The following is a 20,109-nucleotide window of genomic DNA, read 5'->3' on the forward strand; positions in this document are numbered from 1 at the left end:
CTCCTGTCAAGGGGTTGTTCTTAAGCGGATCATTGTGCACCTGCCCAATGGCCGGTTGGGGCCTAAAACCCGCCAAACCCCGGGTGCTTGTCAAGGGCGTGACAATCAGCGACTATGTCTTTTGACCCTTTGGAACTTCCCGCCAGTCAGCCGTGCGATGTGCCCGTGCTCGACTGGACGCACCGGCTGACCCAGCTGGGTCCCAGTTTTTTCACGCCCCTGCAGCCCACACCTGTGGCCGCGCCCCGCTGGGCCGCCCGCAACGATGCGCTGCGCACTGAACTGGGCTGGCCCGCCGAGCTGTTTGACGACGATCACCTGCAAGCCTTCGCCGGCAATGCCCTTATGGTGGGCTCCCAGCCGCTGGCCACGGTTTACAGCGGCCACCAGTTTGGCCAATGGGCCGGGCAGCTGGGCGACGGGCGGGCCATTTGGCTGGGCGAGGCCCAATCTGCGCAAGGACCGCAAGAGATTCAACTCAAAGGCGCGGGGCGCACGCCCTACTCGCGCGGCGGCGATGGCCGTGCCGTACTGCGCTCGAGCATCCGTGAGTATTTGTGCAGCGAAGCCATGCATGGCCTGTGCATTCCCACCACACGGGCGCTGTCCCTGGTCGCGTCCCCTGAGCCGGTTCGGCGCGAAACCATGGAAAGCGCCGCCGTGGTGGCGCGCGTGGCCCCCAGTTTTTTGCGCTTTGGCCACTTTGAGCATTTTTCAGCCCAGGGTGATACCGACAGCCTGCGCACCCTGGCCGACCACGCCATCACCCACCACTTGCCCGAATGCCAGGAGCGCGCCGCGCTGTGGCAAGGCAATGTGTACGCGGCCTTGCTCGATGAGGTGCAAGAGCGCACCGCCCGGTTGCTGGTGCAATGGCAGGCGGTGGGCTTTTGCCACGGCGTGATGAACACCGACAACATGAGCCTTTTGGGTCTGACCATCGACTATGGCCCCTTCCAGTTCATGGATGGCTTTGACCCCGGTCACATTTGCAACCACTCGGACCACCAAGGGCGCTACGCCTATGGCCGCCAACCGAATGTGGCTTACTGGAACTTGTACTGCTTGGCGCAGGCGCTGGCCCCCTTGATCGATGACCACGACATGACGCTGCAGGTGCTGGAAGGCTACAAGAGCCTGTTTCCGCGCTTTTTGGGGGATGCGATGCGGACCAAACTGGGGTTGACCGGTACATTGGCCCCCGAGTCCGAGCGCGAAGCCGACTGGACGTTGGTGGAAGACCTGATGCAAATCTTGGCCTCTGAGCGCACTGACTACACTTTGTTTTGGCGTCGCTTTTCTGAGGCGGTGGCGGCCGGCAAGACATGCATGGATCGCCACGCTTCGCTCGCGATGACGGATCCCGAATTTCCCGTCACTGCGAGCGAAGCGTGGCAGTCCATGGACGACTTGTTCATCGACCGTGCTCGCTGGCAAGCCTGGTTGGCGCGTTATGCCAAGCGGACCGACCCGGCCCAATGGCCTGACATGGGCATTCAGATGCTGCGCACCAACCCCAAATTTGTTCTGCGCAACCACTTGGCTGAAATGGCCATCCGCCAAGCTCAAGCGGGCGACTTCTCGGAAATTGAGACCCTCTACAACTTGTTAAAGTCTCCCTTCGACGAGCATCCGGGCTTTGAGGCCTATGCCGCCCTGCCGCCCGACTGGGCGGCCCAACTGGAAATCAGCTGTTCATCATGAGCCAAATCACCAAAACCGACCACGAGTGGCGTGAGTTGTTGGCCGCCAAAGGCGCCGAGCCTGTGGCCTTTGCCGTCACACGCCAAGCGGCCACCGAGCGGCCTTTCACGGGCAAATACGAGGGCCATTGGTCCAGCGGCATTTACCGCTGCATCTGCTGCGACGCTGAGCTGTTCAAATCGGGCACCAAGTTTGACGCGGGCTGCGGCTGGCCAAGCTTTTACCAAACGGCCTCCGAAGGGGCCATCGAAGAGCGCGTGGACACCAGCCACGGCATGCGCCGGGTGGAAACCGTTTGCGCTCAGTGTGGCGCGCACCTGGGCCATGTCTTCGAGGACGGCCCCGCCCCCACAGGCCTGCGCTACTGCATGAACTCCGCTTCGTTAGACTTCGAGCCTTCCTGACAGAACACGGCTTCGCCCTTCGCACAGCCTCTCACCTTTTTCCATGAAACTCCTCCTCGACTTTTTCCCCATCCTCTTGTTTTTTGGCGCGTACAAGATGGCCGACATCTACACCGCCACGGCGGTGCTGATGGGCGCGACTGTGCTGCAAACGGCCATCATTTACAAGATGGACGGCAAGCTGCAAACCATGCACAAGATCACGCTGGTGCTGGTGCTGGGCTTTGGGGCTCTCACACTGAGCCTGCACGATGAGCGTTTCATCAAGTGGAAGCCCACCTTGCTGTACTCGGGCTTGGCGGTGGCGCTGGCTGTGGCGCACTGGTTCATGAAAAAGAACTTTTTGCACATGCTGCTGGGCACGCAATTGCAATTGCCCCACGCTGTCTGGAACCGATTGAACCTGTCTTGGATGCTCTACTGCGTTTTCATGGCCGCCATCAACGCCTATGTGGCCCACTACTTCAGCACCGAAGACTGGGTGAACTTCAAGCTCTGGGGCTATGTGTTTCCGGTGGTCTTTATCCTGGGCCAAGGTCTTTACATCTCGCGCTATTTGCCCAAAGACGAAGGTGAACCCAAATGAGCACTGGCACCCTGCCCCTGAGCGCGCAGATTCACGCCCGACTGACCGATCGCCTACAGCCCACCGCGTTGCGCGTGATCGACGAAAGCGCCCAGCATGCGGGCCATGTCGGGGCCAACGACAGCGGCGAAGGCACCCACATGCGGGTGTGCATTGCCTCGCCCCTGTTTGACGGCATCAGCCGCGTGCAGCGCCATCGCCTTGTGTATGATGCGCTGCAAGATTTCATTGACCAGGGCTTGCATGCTCTGGCCATCGAGCTGATCTGAACCGGGCCGTCACCCATGGGTGACAGCCCCTTTTTTTGAACCCTTGACTCCTCTCCTCCCCCATCTCTGACACCTGTCTTTTAGGAAAAAACGATGAAAAAGCAAATCCTCAGCGCCGCTTTGGTGGCCTTGCTGGCGTCACCTGTTCTGGCGCAAAATCTGGCTGTGGTCAACGGCAAGCCCGTGCCTTCTTCGCGCGTCAAAGCGCTGCAGCAACAAGTGGAGGCCTCTGGTCGCCCCGTCACGCCCGAAGTGATGGCCCAGATCAAGGAAGAGCTGATTGCCCGCGAAGTGTTCATGCAAGAAGCCCGCAAGCGCGGCTTGGATGCCAGCGAAGACTTCAAAACCCAACTGGAATTGGCCCGCCAGACCATCCTGATCCGTCAGTTGTTTGCGGACTTTCAGAAGAAGAATCCGGTCACCGATGCCGACATCAAGGCCGAATATGACAAATTCGTCAAGGAAAACGGCGGCAAGGAATACCGCGCCCGCCACATTTTGGTGGAGACCGAGTCCGATGCCAAAGCCCTGATCGCCGAGATCAAAAAAGGCGGCAGTTTTGAAGAGTTGGCCAAAAAGGCCTCCAAAGACCCAGGCTCTGGCGCCAACGGCGGTGACTTGGATTGGGCTGCAGCAGGCAGCTATGTGCCCGAGTTCTCAGACGCCATGGTGAAACTGGCCAAGGGCCAGATGACCGATGCGCCCATCAAGAGCCAGTTTGGTTTCCACATCATCCGCGTGGACGATGTGCGCGATGCCCAACTGCCCAAACTCGATGAAGTCAAACCCCAGATTGCGCAGCAGTTGCAACAGCAAAAGCTGAGCGCTTACCAAGAAGGTCTGCGCTCCAAAGCCAAGATCCAGTGATCTGAAATGGCTTGACTTCAAAAACGCGACTTCGGTCGCGTTTTTTGTTTTCTGAGGTTCTGTTGGTCTGTAGTCAAAAGACATGGGCGCGGGCTGGGGTTCAGAGGCGCTTCGCTTTGCCACATCACCCCACCCCGCGCCCATGTCTTTTGTTCGGCGTCTCTTGAGGGCGAACCCCAAAATGCAGGCGCCTTAAGCCCCGGCATGTCTTGGCTACCCTGATGGCAACGCTGAAGATCACACCTGCACCAAAACCACGAACGCCCATGCCCTGAAGGGGCGGGCATTGGCTGGGGCGATGTGGCAAAGCGAAGCGCCTCTGAGCCCCGGCCAGTGCCCGCCCCTTCAGGGCTCCCCCAGACCCCCATGGCTCCCCCGGAGCTAGAGGGTGCCCCTAGGGATCAATGACACAAGCTGGGATAATCCCAGCCCATGCAGCCTCACCACCTCGAACTCCTTGCCCCTGCCCGAACCTTCGACATCGGCATCGAAGCCATCAACCATGGAGCGGACGCGGTCTACATTGGCGGCCCCTCGTTCGGGGCGCGGTCGACGGCCGACAACTCGGTCAAGGACATCGCCAAATTGGTGCAATACGCGCACCGCTTTCACAGCCGCATTTTTGTCACCCTCAACACCATCTTGCGCGACGACGAGCTCGAAGGGGCCCGTAAGTTGGCCTGGCAGCTTTATGACGCCGGGGTGGACGCGCTGATCATCCAGGACATGGGTCTGCTCGAGATCGACTTGCCGCCCATCCAGCTGCACGCCAGCACCCAGACCGACATCCGCACCCCCGAAAAAGCCAAGTTCTTGCAAGACGCAGGTCTCAGCCAAATCGTGCTGGCGCGCGAACTGACGCTGCCGCAGATCAGCGCGATTCGCGACGTGATCGACACCGAGCGCACCGTGATCGAATTCTTTGTGCACGGCGCATTGTGCGTGGCCTACAGCGGCCAGTGCTTCATCAGCCACGCCCACACCGGGCGCAGCGCCAACCGGGGCGACTGCTCACAAGCTTGCCGCCTGCCCTATGAGGTGAAGGATGCACAAGGCCGCATCGTGGCGCACGACAAGCATGTGCTGAGCATGAAAGACAACAACCAAAGCGAGAACCTGCGCGACTTGGTGGATGCAGGCATCCGCAGCTTCAAAATCGAAGGCCGCTACAAAGACATGGCCTATGTGAAGAACATCACGGCCCACTACCGCAAACTGTTCGACGAAGTGCTGACCGAGCGCCCCGAATTGGCAGCCGCCTCACACGGCCGCACCACGTTCAACTTCGAGCCCGACCCCAATCAGAACTTCAACCGCGAGTTCACCGACTACTTTGTGCAGGGCCGCAAAGAAGACATCGGTGCGTTTGACACACCCAAAAACCCGGGCCAGCCCATTGGCTGGGTCAACAAGGTCACGGCCGAGCACGTCGAGATCACCACCGACGACCCGGCCACCGAGCTGCACAACGGCGACGGCCTGTGCTACTACGACCTGCAAAAGGAGCTGGTGGGCCTGCAGATCAACCGCGCCGAGGCGCAAAAAGCCAAAGGGGTTTGGAAGCTGTTCCCCAAAGATCCGATGGACGGCTTCAAGGACTTGCGCCAAGGCGTGCAGGTCAACCGCAACCGCGACATGAGCTGGGTGCGCACGCTGGACAAAAAATCGGCCGAACGCCGCATGGGCGTTTGGATGCAGCTGGCTGAAAACAAGGAGGGTCTGCAACTGACCTTGACCGACGAAGCCGGTCATACCGGCACGGCGCAAATGGCCATCGCTTGGCAAGCCCCCAAAGACGCTGCCCAGGCCGAAGACAAACTCAAAACCGCTTTGGGAAAACTGGGCGACACCCTGTTTGAGCCGCTCGACGTGCAGCTGGCCCTGCCCAGAACCTGGTTTGTGCCGCCCTCACAGCTCAACGCTTTGCGCCGCGACGCTGTTCAGGCGCTGGAAGACGCACGCACCCAGGGCCTGCATCGCCTGCCGCGAGCGGTGCCGGTGGAGCCGCCTGTCGCTTACCCCGAAGACACCCTCACCTATTTGGCCAACGTGTTCAACCAAAAGGCCCGTGACTTTTACGCCAAACACGGCGTGAAGGTGATTGCTGCCGCTTACGAGGCGCAAGAAGATCTGGGCGAAGTCAGTCTGATGATCACCAAGCACTGCGTGCGCTTCAGTCTGAGCCTGTGTCCCAAACAAGCCAAAGGCGTGACGGGCGTGCAAGGCACCGTGAAAGCCGAGCCGATGCAACTGATCAACGGCAAGGAAAAACTCACCCTGCGCTTTGACTGCAAGCCCTGCGAAATGCATGTGGTGGGCAAGATGAAAAAGTCGGTGCTCAACGCCGCTGCGGAAAGTCCCGTTCAGTTTTACAAGTCACGGCCCAAGATCGGTGTCCATTGAATGGGATGTGGGTCACCGGTTTCGGAATATTATTTTTCTTATTTTTATTTAATAAAATTAAGATAAATTAGATTTTTATCCCTCCGCAAACTGGGCCCATGAGCTCCTACAACGCGCAAAGTCTCTTTATATTTTTCGCCCTTTTTTCCTTGTTGGGCGGTGGGGCTTCGGCCATCTATTTCAAGCGTCTGGACTCCTCAGCCAGGTATTGGGTGTTGGCCACCCTCTTGCAGGGTGTCACCTGCATGGCCACGGTCTTTCGACAGGACTTGCCGCTTTTTTGGTCTTACAGCGTCGCCATCAGCTTGAATGCGGCCAGCCTGGTTTTGATGGGTTGGGGACTGCTGCGAATCGATCAACAAGATTCAAATTGGCATAAGTTGACCGGCTTGGGGTTGGCGTCGTTGATCTTCACCGGGATTCTCGAATACAGCCGGATGCTGGGCAGCCCCAGTCTGATGCTCATCTTGCCCGGCCTGGTTTTTGGTGGCCTCAGTTTGTGGACCGCCCATCACGCCCATGTCTATGGCCAATCGAGCGGCAACCGCATTGCATGGTACATGCGCTGGGTCATGGCGGGGGTGGGCTTGTTGCAACTTTTGCGAATTCAAGTGGCTTGGACGGGCTGGGACATCCAGTCACTTGGCCGCGAGGCTTGGACCTTGGTGATTTGGACCGCGATATTCATGCTGGGCATGTTGCGCTACTTCCTGTACATCGCCATTCGGGTGCAAGACAGCCACCATAAAAAATTGGCCATGATCACCACCTTGGCGCAAGAAGAAGCCTCGCGGCGGATGAGTGAAAAGCTGGCAAGGCTGGAACGCCAGCAAAGTCTGGGGGTCATGTCTGCCTCTTTTGCCCACGAGCTGAACCAACCTTTGGCCAACACCCTCCTTTATGGCGAACTGCTCCAAGACCAATTAAAAAGTGGCAACTTGACGCTCGACACAAGCCAAGCTGCGGTCGAAGGCATCATCTCCAACAGTGAACGTGCCGGTCAAATCATCCGACGTATCCGTACGTTCATTCAATCGTCTGCACTCCAAAGGGAGCTGGTCGACCTTCGAGGTGTGATCACAGAGGTTCTCGCGCTGATCGATCCCGAGATTCGACAATCGAACATAGAAATGGACAGACCAGTCCTTCCTGACACGCCGATTTGGGTTCTGGGTGATGCCGTGCAACTGTCCCAAGTTTTGTTCAATGTCTTGCGCAATGCCATGGAATCGGTTGTCCAAGTTCAAACGCGCTGTATTCGCCTGGACGTTGGGCAAGAAAACCGCGACATCGTGATCGAGGTTCATGACACGGGGACCGGTTTGTCGGAGACGGCAGCAGAACAAGCAGGTGACCCTTTTTACACCACCAAAATTTCAGGTCTGGGCATGGGTTTGTCAATTTCCAAAACCATACTGGTTCAGTTTGGCGGGCAGCTGTCGCTGATAAACACCGAGCAAGGAGCCTGTGCACAAATTGTCCTGCCCCTGGCCACCGTGGCCTGAGGGCGACCCCATCACGTCTTCACAGTCGAGGAAAAGCCCGCTCAGTGGGTTGGTCAGGATGGGTCCAGGGGCTTGAAGAGCTCATTCAAATCGGACTCACCAAACAGCGGCTCCTTGCGTTGCACTGAACCCGCATACATGTCTTGCGCCAGCAAGGCTTTGCGCTCTTGCAGGGCCAGCATGCGCTCTTCAATCGTGCCTTGCGCCACCAGTTTGAGCACCCACACGCTTTGCGTCTGCCCGATGCGGTGAGCACGGTCGGTGGCCTGGTTTTCCACCGCGGGGTTCCACCAGGGGTCGTAGTGGATCACCGTGTCGGCCTGCGGCAAATTCAGGCCAACGCCCCCAGCCTTGAGGCTGATGAGGAACAGTGGCACCTGCCCGCTGGTGAACTGGTCAATGATCGTGTCGCGGTTTTTGCTCTGGCCGGTGAGTTTGACCCAAGGGATGCCCAGACGCGGGAGTTCTTGCTCGATCAAACTGAGCATTTGGGTGAACTGCGAAAACAGCAAAATCTTGCGACCTTCAGCCACCATCTCGGGCAGCATGTCCAGCAGTTGCTCGAGCTTGGCCGATTGCTGCACCTGGCTGGCCGTGCCCAGTTTGAGCAGGCGCGGGTCGCAGCACACTTGGCGCAGCTTGAGCAGTGCGTCAAGAATCGTGATTTGCGATTTGGCCAAGCCCTGAGCGTTGAGCGCGTCGCGCACGGTTTTTTCCATGCCCAAACGGATGGTTTCGTACAGGTCGGCCTGTTGGCCCTGCAGCGGCACAGGCATCAGGGTTTCGATTTTGGGTGGCAGCTCACTGGCCACCACGTCCTTGGTGCGCCGCAGCATGAAGGGCGTGATGCGCTTGCGCAGCTGGTCCATTTTTTCACTGTTGCCTTGGCGCTCAATCGGGTTTCGAAACAGCTCACCAAAGCGCTTTTGACTGCCCAAAAAGCCCGGCATCAGAAAGTGGAACAGACTCCACAGCTCGCCCAAGTGGTTTTCCATGGGCGTGCCCGACAAGCAAAGGCGGTGTTTGGCTGCAATATCGCCCACGGTTTGTGCGGCGTGGGTGTTGGCGTTCTTGATGTTTTGCGCTTCGTCCAGCACCAACATATGCCAATCGATGGCCGTCCACAGCTCGCGGTCGCGGTGCAGCAAAGAGTATGCCGTGAACACGATGTCAAACCCCATCAGGTCTTGCGCTGTGTCATGCCGCAACAGGCCATGGTGGATGTGCGTGCGCAGACTGGGGCAAAAGCGGGTTGCTTCGCGTTGCCAGTTGCCGAGCAAACTCACCGGGGCCACGATGAGCGCTGGCTGTGTGAGCCGACCTGCTTCTTTTTCGGTCAGGATGTGCGCCAGGGTCTGCAAAGTTTTACCCAGACCCATGTCGTCGGCCAAGATACCGGCCAGTTGGTGCGTGCGCAAAAACTGCAGCCAGTTCAAGCCTTGCTGCTGGTAAGGCCGCAAAATGGCTTGCAAACTGGCGGGCGCAGGCACCTCAGGCAGGCTGTCGAGGCCGCGCATTTGCTGCACCAGGTTCAGCAGGTTTTGGGCACCCGCCCAAGCCACGTCCTCCCCCAAGGATGCAGCGGTGCGTAAGGCCTCCAGGCGTGACAAGCGCAATTCATCGCCGCTCCAGTCGCGTCCGCGTTCCGACACCAGCTCCATGAGCGTGTTCAGCCAAGGCTCGATCTTCGCCGTAGGCAGCTTCACAAAACCCTCGCCTTGCAAATCTGGCAAGTACAAAAATGGCGGCAGCTTGGCTTTGTCGCCCTCGGCAGTGGCGCTGCTGATCTGCGCCAACGTGGTCAAAATCGTAGGCACCCAAGGCAAGATGTTCACCCGTTGGCCATCGATGTCCATGCCCAAAGACAGGTCGAACCAAGGCGAGGTTTCGGGTGATTCTTCGTCGCCCGACAAATCAACGTGCACATCGTCTGCCTCGCGCAGCCAAGGGGTTGCGCCCGAGATGAAACGCACATCCAAACCTGCTTGTCGCAGGGGCGCAAAGTCACTCTCCAGCCATTGCAGCCAGCGCTGTTGAGACTGCGAGGGAGGCAAACCGAGCATGTTCGCGTCCAACCGGACCATGCCCAATGCGGCCAGCGCTTCCCAGACTTGGAGCTCACTGGGCAAATCACGCATCAACATGCGCGCTTGTGGGCCCTGACCGACCATGACCCGGCTTTGAGTGCCCGGCCAAAAGCCACGGTGTCCGTCGTAGTCAAATGTCAACTCGGCCATGAACAAGCCAAACAAATCCCGGTCAGTCGAATTGACGGGGGCGATGTCGAGCACGGCGCTGGGCTTGACGCCGCGAATCTCCGGCAATTTTTGGATCACGGGCGGCAAGGGCACAGGCCCCAAGCGCTCGAGCAATTGGTTTTGAAACTTGAACGCCACGCTTTCAGGCACCACGGGCGAATTGGACAAAATTTGCAATTCGTTGGCAGAAAGCCCCTGTGTGTCCAGCGGGCCACAAATGCCCAATACGGTGTCCATGTAGAAAGGCGGCTCGTTCAGGCCGTACACCACACCCGTGCGCTGCGGCTGCATGCTCAGCTGCCAACCATCGGGCAAGTTTTCTTCACCTTTGACCTCGCGCCAAGAGCCGATCAAGGCTTCGGGTGCGTCTTGCCAGCGCAAAGCCGTGCCGTCATCCGCCACCAATCGGCCCGTCTGGCTGCACAGTTGCAACAACAGATGGCCGGGCATGCCGTGCAGCTTGACCTGGCTTTGGAATCCATAAGAGCTGAAGCTGCTGGCAGCAGGACAGGCTTTCATCAGGTCAAAAATATCGCGATCCAGCGTGCTGCTGGTTTGCCAGATCGGGTCGTGCGGCGAAGGTTCGTTGCTGAGCTTTTTGGCTTTGCCCCACTCACCGTTGCGCTTTTGTGCGGCCCGTTTGACGGCCAAGTGAAAGATGGGTTTGTAGGCGGATGGGACCACGGACAAGCTGTACACAAATTGGTCGTGGGTGCTCCCGGGCAAAGTATAGGCGGCCGGGCCGTTGGCGTTTTCCAGGCGGTTCAGCCAGTCGCGCACTTGGTATTCAGCGTGGCTGAGCGCCCGCTCTTTTTCCATTTGCGCGCGGCGCTCCAGCGCCTCGGGCGAGGGACCGTTTGGCCCCCATTCATTGAGCAGCGCCAAGCCTTGCATCGAGGCCAAAATGCCCAGAGCAGCGCCATGCTTGCAGTATCGGCCCACCGGGCAGGTACAGCCACTGCGCCACTCGCTCAAGTTGCCGCCTGCGCTCACGCGCAGCTCGGCATTGATCGAATAGGGCTGCACATCGTTGCCTTGTACTTGACCCTGCAAACGCCAGCCGTCGCCGTCGGGCGTCAAATGCGAAGACAGCACCTTGTCTTGCAGGTACAACGTGGTGCCGCGTGACCAAGCACCCTGGTCAAAGTAAAAAGCCAGTTGCGAGGGCGGGAACCACTGAGCCGAGTTGTTGGACTTCATGCGATCAACACATCAACCCACCCACTTGCGGGCGTTTTGCCACACACGCAGCCATGGGCTGGTGGCGTTGATGCCACCCGACTTGGCCAGGTCTGTCCAGCTCATTTGCACATTTCGGAACACGCGCTCGGGGTGCGGCATCATGGCCGTGAAGCGGCCGTCGGCCGTGGTCACCGCTGTCAAACCACCCGCACTGCCGTTGGGGTTGAACGGGTACTGCTCGGTGGCCTGGCCGTGGTTGTCCACAAAGCGCATGGCGCCAATGGCTTGGGCTGGGTTGCCCCGGTGTTTGAAGTTGGCAAAGCCTTCGCCGTGCGCCACCGCAATCGGCAAGCGGCTGCCTGCCATGCCTTGCAAGAACAAGCTGGGCGACTCCAGCACCTCGACCATCGACAGACGCGCTTCGAAGCGCTCGCTCTGGTTGGTGGTGAAACGCGGCCAATCTTGCGCGCCGGGGATGATGTCGGCGAGTTCCGCGAACATCTGGCAGCCATTGCACACGCCCAAACCAAAGGTGTCTGTGCGGCCAAAGAAGCCTTTGAATTGCTCAGCCAAAGCGGGGTTGAAGGTGATGGAACGCGCCCAGCCGATGCCAGCGCCCAAAGTGTCGCCGTAGCTGAAGCCCCCGCAAGCGACCAGGCCCTGGAAGTCGGCCAAGTTGGCACGGCCCGATTGCAGGTCGGTCATGTGCACGTCGTGCGACTCAAAACCGGCTGTGTGGAAGGCGTAAGCCATTTCCACATGCGAGTTGACGCCCTGCTCGCGCAGGATCGCCACCTTGGGGCGCGACAAATTCAAAAACGGCGCGGCCACATTTTCAGACGGATCAAAGCTGAGCGCCACATGCATGCCGGGGTCATCAGCGCGGCCCGCAGCGGCATGTTCGGCATCGGCGCAGGAGGGGTTGTCGCGCTGCTGGCAAATCTTCCAGCTCACGCTGTCCCAGACCTGGTGCAGGTCTTCCAGCTTGGCCGCAAACACCTCTTTGGTGTCGCGCCACACACTCAGCTCGCCCACGCCTTTTTGGATGGTCGATTGCACGGGGCGGGTCTTGCCGATCACATGCGTGTGTTTGGACAGGCCGTGTTCGCGCAAGGTTTGCAACACCGCGTTGCGCTCGGTCGTGCGCACCTGCAGCACTACGCCCAGTTCTTCGTTGAACAGGGCTTTGAGCGTGAGTTCGTCGCGGCGGGCGCTGACCTGGCCGGCCCAGTTCTTGGCGTCGCCGTGATCTGCGCGGCTGTCGGTGATGCCGTCGCCCTCGGTCACCAGCATGTCCACATTGAGCGCCACGCCCACATGGCCTGCAAAAGCCATCTCGGCCACAGCGGCGAGCAAGCCGCCGTCGCTGCGGTCGTGGTAGGCGAGGATCTGGCCTTGCGCCCGCAAGGTGTTGATGGCCTGGACCAAACTGACCAGCGCTTGTGGCTCTTCCAGATCGGGCACGCTGTCGCCAAACTGGCCCAGCACCTGGCCCAGCACGCTGCCGCCCATGCGGTTGCGTCCTTGACCCAGGTCGATCAGCAGCAAGCTGGTGTCGGCCTCTTGCGCGTCCAGCTGTGGCGTGAACGTGCCGCGCACATCGCTCAGGCTGGCAAAGGCGGTGATGATCAGACTGACGGGTGAAGTGACCTTGCGGGTCTCACCCTCGGAACTTGAATCGCCCTTCGGTACGGTCCACTGGGTGCGCATCGACAAGCTGTCTTTGCCCACCGGGATCGAGATGTCGAGCGCCGGGCACAGTTCCATGCCCACGGCCTTGACGGTTTCATACAAAGCAGCGTCCTCGCCGGGCTCGCCGCAGGCGGCCATCCAGTTGGCCGACATCTTGACGCGGGGCAGCTCGATGGGCGCGGCCAGCAAATTGGTGATGGCTTCGGCCACGGCCATGCGGCCAGACGCTGCGGCGTTGAGCGAGGCCAGCGGCGTGCGCTCGCCCATGCTCATGGCTTCACCGGCAAAGCCTTGGTAATCGGCCAGCGTCACGGCCACGTCGGCCACGGGCACTTGCCAAGGGCCGACCATCTGGTCACGGTGCGTGAGGCCTCCGACTGCGCGGTCGCCGATGGTGATCAAAAAGCGCTTGGACGCCACGGTGGGGTGGCTCAGCACGTCGATCACGGCTTGTTGCAGCGAGACGCCCGTCAAGTCCATGGCAGGCGACTGACGCACCACAGTCTTCACATCGCGGTGCATTTTGGGCGGCTTTCCCAGCAACACGTTCATCGGCATGTCGACGGGCACTGAACTGGATTGCCGCGCTTCGCTCGCCATGACAGTGCCACCATCGTGAGGTGGGAAGTGATCCATGGATTGCCGTGCTTCGCTTGCGATGACAGCACTTTCGTCATCGCGAGCGAAGCGTGGCGATCCATTTTCTGCAGAGCCGGTTGGGCCACGCAAAGCGGGATCAATCGGCAAAGGCTCATCGGCCAAGACCAGCTGGCGCTCTTCGGTCGCCACACCAATCACCGCAAATGGGCAGCGTTCGCGCTCACAAAAGGCAGTGAACTGCGCCAAAGACTCGGGCGCAATCGCCATCACATAGCGTTCCTGGCTCTCGTTGGACCAGATTTCTTTGGGTGACAGGCCCGATTCTTCGAGCTTAACGGCGCGCAAATCAAAGCGTGCGCCACGACCTGCGTCATTGGTCAACTCAGGAAAGGCGTTGGACAAACCACCTGCTCCCACGTCGTGGATGGCCAGAATCGGGTTGTTGGCACCCTGCGCCCAGCAGTGGTTGATGACCTCTTGCGCCCGGCGCTCGATCTCGGGGTTGCCGCGCTGCACCGAGTCAAAGTCCAGATTCGCGGCGTTGGTGCCGGAGGCCATGGAGCTGGCCGCGCTGCCGCCCATGCCGATGCGCATGCCGGGGCCGCCAAGCTGGATCAGCAAGCTGCCCGCAGGGAATTCGATCTTTTGGGTTTGCTCCGCGTCGATCTGGCCCAGACCGCCCGCGATCATGATGGGCTTGTGGTAACCACGCACCACGCCGTCCACGGTCTGCTCGTATTCGCGGAAATAGCCCAGCAAATTGGGGCGGCCAAACTCGTTGTTGAACGCCGCGCCGCCCAGCGGGCCTTCGGTCATGATCTGCAGCGGGCTGGCGATGTGCTCGGGCTTGCCACCCGCTTGGTCCGACATGCCGCCCCAAATTTTGGACACGGTGAAACCCGACAAACCCGCCTTGGGCTTGGAGCCGCGACCCGTCGCGCCCTCGTCGCGGATCTCGCCGCCCGCGCCAGTCGATGCGCCGGGGAATGGCGAAATTGCAGTCGGGTGGTTGTGCGTCTCGACCTTCATGAGCACATGGTGCAAGGCTTGTTCGCTCTGGTAAGCGGCGCCCTGCCCTGAAGTTCTGGCCACAAAACGCTCCACGGTGTGGCCTTCCATCACCGAAGCGTTGTCCGAATAGGCCACCACCGTGTGCTGGGGGCTGAGCTGGTGCGTGTTACGGATCATGCCGAACAGGCTCTTGGGCTGGGCCACGCCGTCGATGGTGAACTCGGCGTTAAAAATCTTGTGGCGGCAGTGCTCGCTGTTGGCCTGCGCGAACATCATCAACTCCACATCGGTGGGGTTGCGCGCAAGGCCTGTGAAGGCGGTGACCAAGTAGTCGATTTCATCTTCGGCCAAGGCCAGGCCCCAATCCTTGTTGGCAAGCACCAAAGCGTCGCGCCCGCCGCCCAGCACGTCCACATGGTCCATGGGTGCAGGCTCTAGGGCCGTGAACAAGGCCGCCGCCTCATCGCGGCTGGGCATGGCCGACTCGGTCATGCGGTCATGCAACACGGCGGCCACCTGGCCCAGTTGCTCGGCTGAGAGTTTGGCGCTGCTGAACAAGCCCGACTTGAGCGTCAAACGGTATTCGGTCAGGCGCTCAACGCGGCGCACCTCAAAGCCGCAGTTGTGGGCAATGTCGGTGGCCTTGGACGCCCAAGGGGACACTGTGCCGATGCGGGGGCTGACCACAATCAGTGGGCCATCGACCGGGCCGGTGTAAGGCTCGCCGTAGGTCAACAGTGCAGCAAGGGTCTGCTTTTGGGCATCGCCCAATGGGGCAACGGTCGCCACCAAATGCACAAAACGGGCTGAAATGCCCTGAATTTGCGGCGAAATGTCCGCCAAACTTGGCAAAAGCTGGGCAATACGAAAGTCGCTGAGGGCGCTGGCGCCTTCAAAAGTCGTGATGTGCAGGGACACGGGGTGGCCTTGTAAAGAGACAGAAAACCGTCATTCCGGGGCCGCTGACTGGGGCTGGCCGGCAAAGGCGGTATTTTAACGGGGGAAACCCTGATTTGAGGCTGGCCGAACAGTTCTGAAAAGCTTCCTGGCAAAGTGAAACAAGACGACCAAAACTTGACTGTCGCAACGTCATTCATACAATGCAGCGTATTACAAGCAACACAACCACGCCATGTCTTCACCCTCCTCCAAAGAAGCCACGACCCGAACCATCAATGTCCGGTTGCCAGTCAGCGTGTATGAGCGACTCGAGGGCTTGGCGAAGGCCACTTCTCGCACGAAAAGTTTTGTCACTTTAGAGGCCTTGTCCAGTTACCTCAACGAGCAAAGCTGGCAAATCTCAGACATCGAAGCGGCGATTTCAGAAGCCGATAACGGAGATTTCGCTTCACCAGAGCAAGTCAAAAACGTGATGGCCAAATACGGTGCGTGATCTGATTTGGACGAACCGCGCTTTGAAACGGCTCGACGATATTGCCGATTTCATTGCAAGAGACAACCCGCATCGCGCGCAGACTTTTGTCATTGAACTGCGCAACAAGCTGGAAGTTTTGAAAAACCAAAGTTTGGGCCGCTCAGGTCGTGTATTCGGGACCAAAGAACTCGTTCTGCACCCGAACTACTTGGCGGTTTACCGGATCAAAGGAGATCAAGTGCAAGTTCTGACGATCTTGCACACTGCGCAAAACAAATGATCTCGTGGTCGGTTCAATACCTGCAAGTTTAAGATCGAGGTCTTGCTATCACTTACTGACCCAAAAAGCCGTGCAGGAGGAGCTCTCACGGCACGGCTTTTCAGGTCACCCCTCCATCAACCCAGCACCGAAGTCGCCTCCATCTCGCGCCGAATTTTGTAGGCGTGGGTGCTGGTGTCCATGGCCACGTCGTCCCAAGTCAGGCTCTGGCCCTTGGCCACAGGGCGAATGACTTTCACGCCATGTGCCAGGCCCAGCGGCACGCCGCCCATGCGCTTGGAGGTAGCTGCGGGCAGCAGCTTGCCCCAGACGGTGTAGCCGCCCTCACCGTCCAGCATGTCGCCGGGCTTCAAGTCGCGTTTGGCAGTGGCCACCACGTCGGCGTTCCAGCCGATGGCCACACCCGTGGGTTCGTTGCGCAGGGCGACGCTGGCCACACTCACGCCCACTTCCAGGCCAATCAAATGCCAGCGTTTATAGAGCGTGAAGTAACGACCCGACGGGTCGGTGTGGGCGTTGTACTCTTCAAAGCAGTTCTTGATGTAGTCGGTCTCGGCCTGCACCGTGACCCACACGCCCATGCGGATGTCGTAGGGGATTTTTCGGCCATCGGTTTCCAGGCTCGAGATCACCTCGACCATGCCCTTGCGTTCCAGCACACCGCCTTCCGAGATCGGGCGGGTGACATAAGGAATGTCTTCCACGCTGGCCGGCGGGTAGAGCAAACCGTTGCTGGGCACGCCCAAACCGGTGGCATTCGACACTGCTGTGCTTTCGATAGAGGGCTTGGAGCCATCCAGAAAGCTGTTGAACATTTTGGGATTGAGCCCGCCGCGCTCGGCCTGCTCTGGCGTGAGACCGTAATAGCCCCACACCGTCTCAGGCGTGGATTCACAGAAGTGCGGCAGCCACTTGTGGCCCCGGCCTGCGGCCACGACTGGAAAGCCGCAGGTGCGGGCCCAGTCCACCAAATCGCAAATGAGCGCAGGCTGGTCACCGAAGGCCAGCGAATACACCACCCCCGCTGTTTGCGCGCGGGTGGCCAGCAAGGGGCCACAAAAGGCGTCGGCCTCCACCGTGACGTTGACCACATGCTTGCGGTTCGCGAAGGCTTCCAAAATGTGGTCGACCGCATGCAGGGGCGATCCCGTGCATTCGACGATCACGTCTACTGCCGGGTGACGCACCAGGCTTTGCCAGTCGTCGCCCACATGGGTGGTGCCGTTTTTCACGGCATCGTCTAGGCTGGTGGCGCTCAGGCGCTCTGGGTTCCAGCCCACGCGGGCCAGGTTGCTGCGGGCGTTGTCGGGCGAGAGGTCGGCAATGCCGACCAAATGCACACCCGGCGTGCGGGGAATCTGCGCCAGATACATGGAGCCGAATTTGCCCGCGCCGATCAGGCCAATGCGGATGGGGCGGTTTTCGGCGGCGCGTTGCAGGAGTTTGGCGTGTAAGTTCATGCGGGGTCTTTCAGAACATCGAGCGAAGTTTTCAGGGCACTTTCGGGCATGCCCCCTTTCCAGGGCAAGTCCACCGGGTAGCTGTTGATCAGACAGTCGTCAGGCAAGCAGCTGATGGGCGTGAAGTCGCGGTGGGCGATGTATTCGGGACGCTTGTGGCGGCGAATGTGGTTGGACACGGCGCACAGGCTCAGGTACACGCTCACCCGGTTCCAGGGCGAGAGGTTGCTGGCCGAAGCGTGCACCAAGCAGCTGTGGAACAAGATCATCGAGCCTGCTGGCCCGGTGGGGCTGACGATGCCGCCTTCTTTGCCGCCTGCGCGCTCAACCAACTGGGCAATGAGGTCGTTGTCCACCGTCCACAAGGGATAACTGGTGGTGGAGAGGTCGTGTTTGGCTTCCACCACACCCTTTTTGTGGCTGCCGGGGATGAACATGAGCGGGCCGTTGAAGGCGTTCACGTCGTCCAGAAAAATCGCCACGTTCATGGCGCGCTCGGTGGGCATCATGTCGTCGTTCAGCCAAGTGCCGTAGTCTTGGTGCCACTGCCACACATCACCCTCAAAGGCCATCTTGCCGTTGATCTTGAACTGGTGCATGTACAACTCTTCGCCAAACAGGTCTTGCACGGGCTCGATCATGCGGGGGTGTCGCGCCAGCTTGGCAAAGGGCTCGCTGTACATGTGCGCCGCAAAGTTGGTGCGCACCGCATCGCTGCCTTTTTCACGCACGTTGTAGGCCTCACGGCGGCTGTACAACTCGGGCACAGCATCGGTCAGGTTTTTGGTTTCTTCGGGCGTGAACAGGCCGGGGAAAAACAAATAACCCTCACGGTCAAATTGTTCGAGTTGTTCGGGGGTCAGTCTCATGATGGTGCTCCTGTTTTTCGGTGTTGAATTTGTTCGGAAAGCCGGGCCGTGAGTTGCACGCTGGCCTCGTGGGCGTGTTCTTGAACCAGTTGCACCGCCAGGTGGGCGTCGCCTGCGGCAATCGCTTGGGCGATGGCTTGGTGTTCATCCCACACGGTTTGGCGCTGTTGCGAAGACTGCAGGACAGCGCCCATGACGCGCTTGAGGTGGTGCCAGTGCAGGTCAATGCTTTGGGCGATGAGCGGATTGCCAGAGGCTTGGTAAATGGCGCCGTGAAAGGCCAAATCGGCCTGGATCATGGCTTGCACATCGCGCCCGCTTTCGGCCAGGCGCCCCAAGCGCATCACCTCTTCATCCAACCGGGCCCCGCGCTCAGCTGCCAGCCGAACGGCCAAGGCATCCAGACTGCCACGCACTTGGTAAACCTGCGCGATCCAACCCACATCCAGTTGTGTCACGCGCACACCGCGGCCCGGTGCGTCTTCCACAAAACCGTCTTTTTTCAGCAATCGAAGGGCCTGCAGGACTGGCTGGCGCGACACGGCCAGTCGTTGGGCCAAGTCTTCTTGCGTCAGGCGCTCACCTGGCGGCAATGTCCCCTCGCTGATGGCATCAAGCAAGCGGCTGTAGACCTGTTCAACCAAATCAGGGGCTGCACAGAGTTGAAGGAGCGATGATTTCATGTCTGTATACAGAATACAAATGCACAAGTCGCACCTGAATTGGTATTTACCCGAGAGGCCCGAATCAAGCTGCTGCGATGGTTTTCCAGCGAATGCATGGCGTGCGCTCAGCCCCAATGGGATAATCACGCCCCATGACCATCACCATCAAAAACACCGACGACATCGCTGCGATGCGCGTGGCAGGCCGCCTGGCCTCAGAAGTTCTGGACTTCATCACCCCCTACGTCAAGCCGGGTGTCACCACCAACGAACTCGACAAGCTCTGCCACGACTACATCGTCGATGTCCAGCAAGCCATTCCAGCGCCTTTGAACTACGCACCGGGGGGCTACAAGCCCTACCCCAAGTCGATCTGCACCTCGGTCAACCACCAGGTCTGCCACGGTATTCCGAACGACAAGCCGCTCAAAAAAGGCGACTCGGTGAACATCGACATCACCGTCATCAAGGACGGCTGGCATGGCGACACCAGCCGCATGTTCCATGTGGGCGAGGCCTCGATTGCGGCCAAGCGACTGGCCACACTGACCTACGACGCCATGTGGAAAGGCATTGAGATGGTCAAACCCGGCGCCCACTTGGGCGACATCGGCCACGCCATCCAAAGGTTTGCAGAAGGCCATGGCTTTTCAGTGGTGCGCGAGTTTTGCGGCCACGGCATCGGCCGCGTGTTCCACGAAGAGCCCCAAGTCCTGCACTACGGCAAACCCGGCACCCTGACCCAATTGGTGGCGGGCATGGTGTTTACTATCGAGCCGATGATCAACGCGGGCAAGCGCGACATCAAGGAAATGGGCGACGGCTGGACCATCGTCACCAAAGACCATTCACTGTCGGCCCAATGGGAGCACACGGTGCTGGTGACCGAAACCGGCTACGAAGTGCTCACCGTTTCGGCAGGCTCCCCGGCCGTGCCCATCTTTGTGAACGCTCAAGCTCCAGCTTCGGCCTGAGATGC

Annotated in this window: 15 protein-coding genes; 10 read left to right on the plus strand and 5 right to left on the minus strand. The window is 59.7% G+C overall.

The genetic code is table 11. The annotated features are described in order from the left end of the window. Positions 1-114: 114 nt before the first annotated feature. From B9Z50_RS07125 to B9Z50_RS07155, 7 genes are all read left to right on the plus strand, one after another. A complete protein-coding gene (locus B9Z50_RS07125; protein ID WP_108362962.1) occupies positions 115-1,704 on the plus strand; it encodes a YdiU family protein in 1,590 nt (529 codons plus the stop codon). Beyond that, complete coding sequence (gene msrB / locus B9Z50_RS07130) at positions 1,701-2,108, plus strand: peptide-methionine (R)-S-oxide reductase MsrB (RefSeq protein ID WP_108362963.1); 408 nt, start codon at positions 1,701-1,703, stop codon at positions 2,106-2,108. Before B9Z50_RS07125 ends, msrB begins: the two co-directional genes overlap by 4 nt. 43 nt (positions 2,109-2,151) lie before the next feature. Then, positions 2,152-2,694, plus strand: coding sequence for a septation protein A (locus B9Z50_RS07135; RefSeq protein ID WP_108362964.1), 543 nt, complete (start codon positions 2,152-2,154; stop codon positions 2,692-2,694). After that, a complete protein-coding gene (locus B9Z50_RS07140; RefSeq protein WP_108362965.1) occupies positions 2,691-2,963 on the plus strand; it encodes a BolA family transcriptional regulator in 273 nt (90 codons plus the stop codon). The genes B9Z50_RS07135 and B9Z50_RS07140 overlap by 4 nt, the downstream gene beginning before the upstream one ends. A gap of 93 nt (positions 2,964-3,056) precedes the next feature. Further along, positions 3,057-3,830, plus strand: coding sequence for a peptidylprolyl isomerase (locus B9Z50_RS07145; RefSeq protein ID WP_108362966.1), 774 nt, complete (start codon positions 3,057-3,059; stop codon positions 3,828-3,830). A 432-nt stretch (positions 3,831-4,262) separates the two neighbouring features. Next, entirely contained in the window at positions 4,263-6,233 is a 1,971-nt protein-coding gene (locus tag B9Z50_RS07150; RefSeq protein ID WP_108362967.1) for a U32 family peptidase, read from the plus strand. 98 nt (positions 6,234-6,331) lie between these two features. Further along, positions 6,332-7,738: a sensor histidine kinase gene (locus tag B9Z50_RS07155; protein WP_108362968.1), complete on the plus strand. Its 1,407-nt coding sequence runs from the start codon at positions 6,332-6,334 to the stop codon at positions 7,736-7,738. Between the two features lie 53 nt (positions 7,739-7,791). On the opposite strand, the gene B9Z50_RS07160 is transcribed toward B9Z50_RS07155, so the two are convergent. Further along, positions 7,792-11,196 carry a DEAD/DEAH box helicase gene (locus B9Z50_RS07160; protein ID WP_108362969.1) on the minus strand — a complete coding sequence of 1,135 codons (3,405 nt, stop codon included), beginning with the start codon at positions 11,194-11,196 and terminating at the stop codon, positions 7,792-7,794. Between the two features lie 12 nt (positions 11,197-11,208). Continuing rightward, positions 11,209-15,399 (minus strand): phosphoribosylformylglycinamidine synthase, encoded by a 4,191-nt coding sequence (gene purL, locus B9Z50_RS07165; protein WP_108362970.1) that lies wholly within the window; start codon positions 15,397-15,399, stop codon positions 11,209-11,211. A 214-nt stretch (positions 15,400-15,613) separates the two neighbouring features. Here purL and B9Z50_RS07170 point away from each other — a divergent pair, with 214 nt between their 5' ends. Both B9Z50_RS07170 and B9Z50_RS07175 read left to right on the plus strand, forming a co-directional pair. Further along, a complete protein-coding gene (locus B9Z50_RS07170; RefSeq protein WP_108362971.1) occupies positions 15,614-15,874 on the plus strand; it encodes a CopG family ribbon-helix-helix protein in 261 nt (86 codons plus the stop codon). After that, complete coding sequence (locus tag B9Z50_RS07175) at positions 15,867-16,136, plus strand: type II toxin-antitoxin system RelE/ParE family toxin (protein ID WP_108362972.1); 270 nt, start codon at positions 15,867-15,869, stop codon at positions 16,134-16,136. Before B9Z50_RS07170 ends, B9Z50_RS07175 begins: the two co-directional genes overlap by 8 nt. 116 nt (positions 16,137-16,252) lie before the next feature. Here B9Z50_RS07175 and B9Z50_RS07180 read toward each other — a convergent pair whose 3' ends face one another. From B9Z50_RS07180 to B9Z50_RS07190, 3 genes are read right to left on the minus strand one after another with little or no spacing between them, the layout of a single operon-like run. Next, entirely contained in the window at positions 16,253-17,596 is a 1,344-nt protein-coding gene (locus B9Z50_RS07180) for an NAD(P)H-dependent oxidoreductase (protein WP_108362973.1), read from the minus strand. Then, positions 17,593-18,465 carry a phytanoyl-CoA dioxygenase family protein gene (locus tag B9Z50_RS07185; RefSeq protein WP_108362974.1) on the minus strand — a complete coding sequence of 291 codons (873 nt, stop codon included), beginning with the start codon at positions 18,463-18,465 and terminating at the stop codon, positions 17,593-17,595. Before B9Z50_RS07185 ends, B9Z50_RS07180 begins: the two co-directional genes overlap by 4 nt. Further along, positions 18,462-19,148: a GntR family transcriptional regulator gene (locus B9Z50_RS07190; RefSeq protein WP_108362975.1), complete on the minus strand. Its 687-nt coding sequence runs from the start codon at positions 19,146-19,148 to the stop codon at positions 18,462-18,464. The genes B9Z50_RS07185 and B9Z50_RS07190 overlap by 4 nt, the downstream gene beginning before the upstream one ends. Positions 19,149-19,282: 134 nt before the next feature. Between B9Z50_RS07190 and map the strand changes: the two genes are divergently transcribed. Continuing rightward, entirely contained in the window at positions 19,283-20,104 is an 822-nt protein-coding gene (gene map / locus B9Z50_RS07195) for a type I methionyl aminopeptidase (protein ID WP_108362976.1), read from the plus strand. The last annotated feature ends 5 nt before the right edge of the window (positions 20,105-20,109 follow it).

The sequence above is a fragment of the Limnohabitans sp. Bal53 genome (genome assembly GCF_003063355.1).
In the GTDB taxonomy this organism is placed as follows: Bacteria; Pseudomonadota; Gammaproteobacteria; order Burkholderiales; family Burkholderiaceae_C; genus Limnohabitans_A.